4 protein-coding genes are annotated in these 5,457 nt (G+C 60.4%); 1 reads left to right on the top strand and 3 read right to left on the bottom strand.

The genetic code is table 11. The features are described 5' to 3' along the window. The 3 genes from AB4043_RS20780 to AB4043_RS20770 form a co-directional block, all read right to left on the bottom strand. Positions 1-583 (bottom strand): DUF4350 domain-containing protein (locus tag AB4043_RS20780; RefSeq protein ID WP_442307961.1); only part of this gene is annotated, 583 nt, incomplete at its 3' end. Next, positions 580-1,506, bottom strand: a complete 927-nt coding sequence (locus AB4043_RS20775; protein WP_442300586.1) for a DUF4129 domain-containing protein — start codon at positions 1,504-1,506, stop codon at positions 580-582. The genes AB4043_RS20775 and AB4043_RS20780, both read right to left, overlap by 4 nt. Positions 1,507-1,514: 8 nt before the next feature. Next, positions 1,515-2,486, bottom strand: a complete 972-nt coding sequence (locus AB4043_RS20770) for a hypothetical protein (RefSeq protein ID WP_442300585.1) — start codon at positions 2,484-2,486, stop codon at positions 1,515-1,517. 263 nt (positions 2,487-2,749) lie between these two features. Here AB4043_RS20770 and AB4043_RS20765 point away from each other — a divergent pair. After that, a partial coding sequence (locus AB4043_RS20765; RefSeq protein ID WP_442307960.1) for a TonB-dependent receptor domain-containing protein occupies positions 2,750-5,457 on the top strand: 2,708 nt, incomplete at its 3' end.

Below are 5,457 nucleotides of genomic sequence, written 5' to 3'. Positions count from 1 at the left end.
GCTCTACTGAAGCCCACCATACGATCGAACCTTTTCCGTAGGGATAGTAGATGACCGCTGCCCCTCCCATGCACGAGTGCGCCACATAGGTCTCCAGCAGGTCGTCTTTGGCGAGAATGGCAGGATGGAACAAAACCGGTCCGGCATGCGCCAGTGCGCTGCTGCCCTGGGGGGTTGTCAGGCAGCGCTCCGGCGGCCTAAGGTCATCCAGCCAATAGAAACCCGGCAGTAGATGCGCTCCGGCAATGCCATCCGCCAACACGTGGCCACCGCGTTTGACGAAGTCTCCGAGCGCATCCTGCTCGGGCTTCTCGAACTGGGCCCACGGTGTCGCAATCACAAGCGTGGTGTGCTCCGCATCGACGGTATTGAGAGCCGTCAGAGGAGCATCGGAATGCTGCACGCGATATCCGAGACGCTGCAACAGCACATAGGCTGCTTTCGTACCGCCGGCCGCGGCATTGCTCACAATGGGCCTCTGATCATTTGGATCGGAGGATGACGCAAAGATGCTGACGAGGACGATCAGGCCGATGGCAATACCGATGCCGGCCAGGACGAGTTTCTTCTCACGTGCCATCATGCGCGGGACAGCTCCCGTGCAAGCCCGGCCGCACGCTGATAGTCGAGCTCCGTGGCTTCGCGCCGGCCATACCAGACCGACTCGAGTAGTACAGTCTGTTCGCGCAGCAGCCTGCGCTGTTCCGAGCCGGGCTGTAGCAGTACGAGGTACTCCCGCGGCGTGCGGTTACGGACGATCGCCCAGATGCGCCGCTCTTCAAAACCGGTAATCGTCTGCCAATAGAGTGCATGGATCGCCTCTCTCCACTCACCCCGCTGGGCGCACGCCTCCGCCTCCTTTACCCATGAGACCGACGCGGGCGTCTCCTGCTTTGTGCCACGCACTTGTTCCGGCACCAGCCTGTCTTCGCGTAACTGGCGCATCAGCCACAGACCAAGCGCCAGCAGAGGAATGGCAAAGAGAATCACTTCGAGCACGACTCTCGCCCAGCTGATGGTGGAATCGCTGACATTGGAAACGTTCAGGTGGCGCGCCATCCAGAGATCAATCCGTCTGGACAGCCGTTCCCACCACGATGGCTTCGCCTCTTTAAACTCGACCTGCTGCAGTACTGCATCCGCCTCCTTGCGCACATCGTGGCGCGGCTGCGGCGCTGCGGATTCGATCGAAAGATGCTGCAGCAGGGTCTCCGCCTTCGCTGCACGCTGTTGCTGGGTCGCGGTCGCCATCTCCGGCAGCGCCTTCCGCAGCCAGCCATAGCGAACGTGACTCATGGTACTGGCATCGAGATCGATGCTTTCGTCAGGACCTACACGATCTGACGTACAAGCCTTCGTATCACTCGCACAGTCACGGATCAGTTGCTGCAATGTTGCAGTGTTGGCCTGGTGCTGCTGCAAGGTGACATGCGTCAGCACGGTCTGCGCGTGTGTGGCGAGACCCGAGAAGAGCAGCAAAAGCGCAGGAAGAGCGCAACGATACATCGTTTCGCCTAGGCCTCGGCCACACCTTCGGCGGGAGAACCGGGCTCTTCGACAGGCTGCGCCACCAGGTTCTGCATCATGAACTCAATATCGAAGGCTTCGCGGCGCACCCGCTCATCGAAATAGACCAGTGTCATGCTGACGGCGCCAATGGGCTGCAACAGGAGCGATGCGAAAAATACCACCGCCATCGAGACAAGCTGAGCGGCCAAAAGCGCCAGCTTCCCACGCATCGAGGCAAAGACCAAGGCAGAAAGCCCGCCCCAAAGCACCAGATAAAGCACACCGATCAGGCAGAAGATCAGGAAGATGCGCCACTTGCGATCGGCCGTAAGAGCYCGGCTCCGCTTCAGCGCCGCACGTACGCCGAGACCCTCCATCACCGATGCAGGCATCGCCAGGGCAACCTTGCAGAAGCGATAGCCGGAGTATATAAAACTGAAAAATGCCGCAAACCCCACCAGAGCGATCGCGATTGTTACAGAGGTCGATCGAGTTGCGGCCATTACCCCGGCCAGAACAGCCAACACGATATAGATGACAATCGTGACCCATCCCGCGCTCAGGAACTGCACAACGATCAGCGCCGGGTAGCGGAACCAGTGCTTTTTACTCTCCTGATAGGCCGCGCCAACCGTGACCTGGCGATCCAGGTAGACCGACGACACCGCGAAGGTCGATGCGGCCTGCGAGCTGCCATAAACACCCAGGGTGACCAGGCTCCACACGATCGTGAAGACGCCGAGAAGCACGGCGTAGGTCGTGTTCGAATGAGAGGCCCGCACCATGTGGTCAAGGCCGATACGGATGCTGCTGCCGCATAACGACACCAGCGCAGGAACCAGGGCGACACCACAGAAGAGCCAGAAATTGCTCCGGGAGAGCGAGAAGGTGCGATCGACAACCTCGCCCGTAGTAAGCGGACGCAAACGGTCAGTAACCGCGTCGCCGGCAGGGTGAAACTCAGCCTGAGAATCCATAGAGTCCCTGAGAAAGTTTTGGATAGGTTTTTGGTGGTTTGCGCCGTTTTCCTGCGAAGAAAAACGGCATTCGCAGATTCATCCAAAGCTGCCGTATTAGGAGACTTGCTCTAATTTCGTAGTTTCCCCCAACCTGTCTTGCCCAAAGAAATTGATTCGTGCAGATGTGCAGTAAGCACACGATTTCGAACCCCCTCTAACTCCCCCAAAATTGAGGCCCAAATTTGATGAACCCTCAAAAGCTATTAAGGCTTTTGTTCTGCGTGCTCGCGCTGTGCTTTGCCATGTCGTCGAGCGTGTATGCACAGGGAGGAAGCGCCGTACTAAGCGGGACCGTTACGGATCCCTCAGGCGCCGCCGTTCCCAATGCACATGTAACTGCCACAAATACCGAGACCAACCTGGTGCTCACCTCAGAGACCAATGCATCCGGTCTTTATCGTTTCCCCACTATCCCGCCCGGCCACTACACCATTGCAGCCGAGGTCTCCGGCTTCCAGAAGTTCCAGCAGACCGGCGTACTGCTCACCGTCAGCCAGCAGGCTACGCTCGATATCGGCTTGCAGGTCGGTAGTGAGAGCGAGACCGTCAACGTCACCGCGGGYGCGGCTCTGATCAACACCACCAACGCCGAAGTCAGCAACACCGTCGGCGAACAGGCCATCCGTGAACTTCCGCTCAACGGACGCGATCCATCCAGCCTGGTATTGCTCTCGCCCGGAACCGTCAACGTACTCAACACCGGTGCCGGCACCCTGCAGGGCGAGACCACCTTCCCCAATGAGACCGGCGCCTCCGCAGGCGGCGGGCGCCAGGGCAGCACGCTCTATCTGTTGGATGGCGTGCCCAACATGGACACCTATATGGCGCTCGCAGCGCCTTCACCGAACGCCGATGCCACTGCCGAGTTCCGTGTCATCTCCAACAACTTCGACGCGCACTATGGCTTCTCGCCGGGAGCGGTTGTCAGCATTGAGACCAAGGGCGGCACCAACGCCTTCCACGGCGGAGCCTTCGAGTTCCTGCGCAACAGCGCATTGAACGCAGCCGACTACTTCTCGAAGAAGGTGGATCCGCTACGCCGCAACCAGTTCGGCGGATTCCTCGGCGGCCCGATCAAGAGGAACAAGCTCTTCTTCTTCGCCAACTACCAGGGCACGCGCCAGTCCACCACCGCCACCTCGAACAGCACCAACACGCCCACCGCCGCGATGTTGAACGGCGACTTCTCGGCATACCCGAAGACGCTCGGCGGCGGCTTCGTTAACAACCGCATCGATCCCAGCCTCTATAACCCTGCCGCTGTACGCATTGCCAACACGGCACTGCCGCGCGGAGGAGATCCGGCCAGCGGCCTGGTCTACTACACCGCTCCTGCCTCGGTGGAGAAGTTCGACGAAGGCACCGGCCGTCTGGACTACTCCATCAACGACAAGCAGCGCCTCACGTTGCGTAGCTTCATCCAGTACTACAACCGTGGTGAAGCATCGACGCCCGGCAACATCCTCGCCATCGTTCCCGGCAAGCAGGGCAAGCTCTTCAACGAGGTGCTGAACCATACCTGGACCATCTCGCCCAGCCTGGTCAACGCTCTCTCATTGTTCTGGAACCAGGAGCACGTCTACAACGCAGGCACGCAGCGCGACAGCTCCGGCAACGCCTTCTGTCTCTCTAAGTACATCAACGTCAGCGACCCAGCGGGCGCCTGCTACTCAGAAGGCCTGAACGCCAACGGCGGCTTCAGCACGCCCTACTCCGAATACACGGGGGAGATGCGCCGTTCGTGGGGCTTCTCCGACTCCGTCACCAAGATCATCGGCAACCACACCGTTTCGTTCGGTGTGGACCTGTGGCATCAGCGTGCGCGTGAGTTCACCTACTATCCGGCGGCGCCGATCATCGGCTTCAACGGATACTCCACCGGCTCCGGCCTGGCGGACTTCCTGCTCGGCCGCGTCGGTACCTTCACGCAAGGTGCGGGCGAGATAGCCGATGTCTCCGGCAACCTGCTGGGAGCATTCGGGCAGGACCAGTTCCGTCTGCGTCCGAACCTGACCGTCACGCTCGGCCTGCGCTGGGATCCGAACCTCGCACCGGCCTCGAAGGACGGCCGTGGCGCGGTCTACAACCCGGGACAGCAGAGCACGGTCTTCCCAAATGCCCCCAGAGGTCTGGTCTTCCCCGGCGACCGTGGTGTGCCTGACAGCCTGGCGCAAAACACCTATGGTTACTGGGAGCCTCGTATCGCCTTTGCCTACCAGGCCAGYCCGAAGACGGCCTTCCGCGCCGGCTTTGGTATGTTCACCGCTCCGCTGCCTTACTCGGCTTATAACCACGTAGCCGACGTAAGCCCGTTCAGCCCGACGTTCACACTGAACGGCAGTGCATCGAACCCGATCAACTTCTCCAACCCGTGGGCGAACTTCTCGTCAACGGGCTTCGCCAGCCCGTTCCCGCCCTTTGCCTATGACAATGTTCGGCCCTCGTCGAACTACGTCTTCCCGGCACAGACCACGGTACCGGCAGCCTTCCGTCCGAACTTCAAACTCGGCATGACGCAGAGCTGGAACGCGTCAGTCGAGCAGCAGTTCAGCGGAGACCTGGTGATGCACCTCGCCTACGTCGGCAGTCAGTCCTACCACCAGACGCTGATCATCGACGCCAACCCCGGCCAGATCGCCGCGAGCGTACGTGGAACACGTGGGCTGACGAACTACGGCCAGATCCTCACCATCAACAGCAACGGCACCAGCAGCTATCACTCGCTGCAAGCGCAGTTCGAGAAGCGCTTCTCGCACAGCTTCCAGGCGCAGAGCAGCTTTACGTGGTCGAAGAATATCGACATCGCCGCCAGCGGCAATGCGTCGTTCACTGGCAACGGTCTCTCCAATCCGTATGACCTGCGCTTCAACCGTGGCCTCTCCGACCTGAACTTCCCGCTGGTCTCGGTGACCAACCTGGTCTACTCCAC

The sequence above is a fragment of the Terriglobus sp. YAF25 genome (genome assembly GCF_052113305.1).
In the GTDB taxonomy this organism is placed as follows: domain Bacteria; phylum Acidobacteriota; class Terriglobia; order Terriglobales; family Acidobacteriaceae; genus Terriglobus.
Note: the sequence above shows the minus strand (reverse complement) of the source record. Positions and strands in the feature narration are given on the sequence as shown.

Bases quoted from the DNA above. Each gene is read 5' to 3' on its own strand.
- AB4043_RS20775 (WP_442300586.1), bottom strand. From the start codon at position 1,506: ATGTATCGTTGCGCTCTTCCTGCGCTTTTGCTGCTCTTCTCGGGTCTC.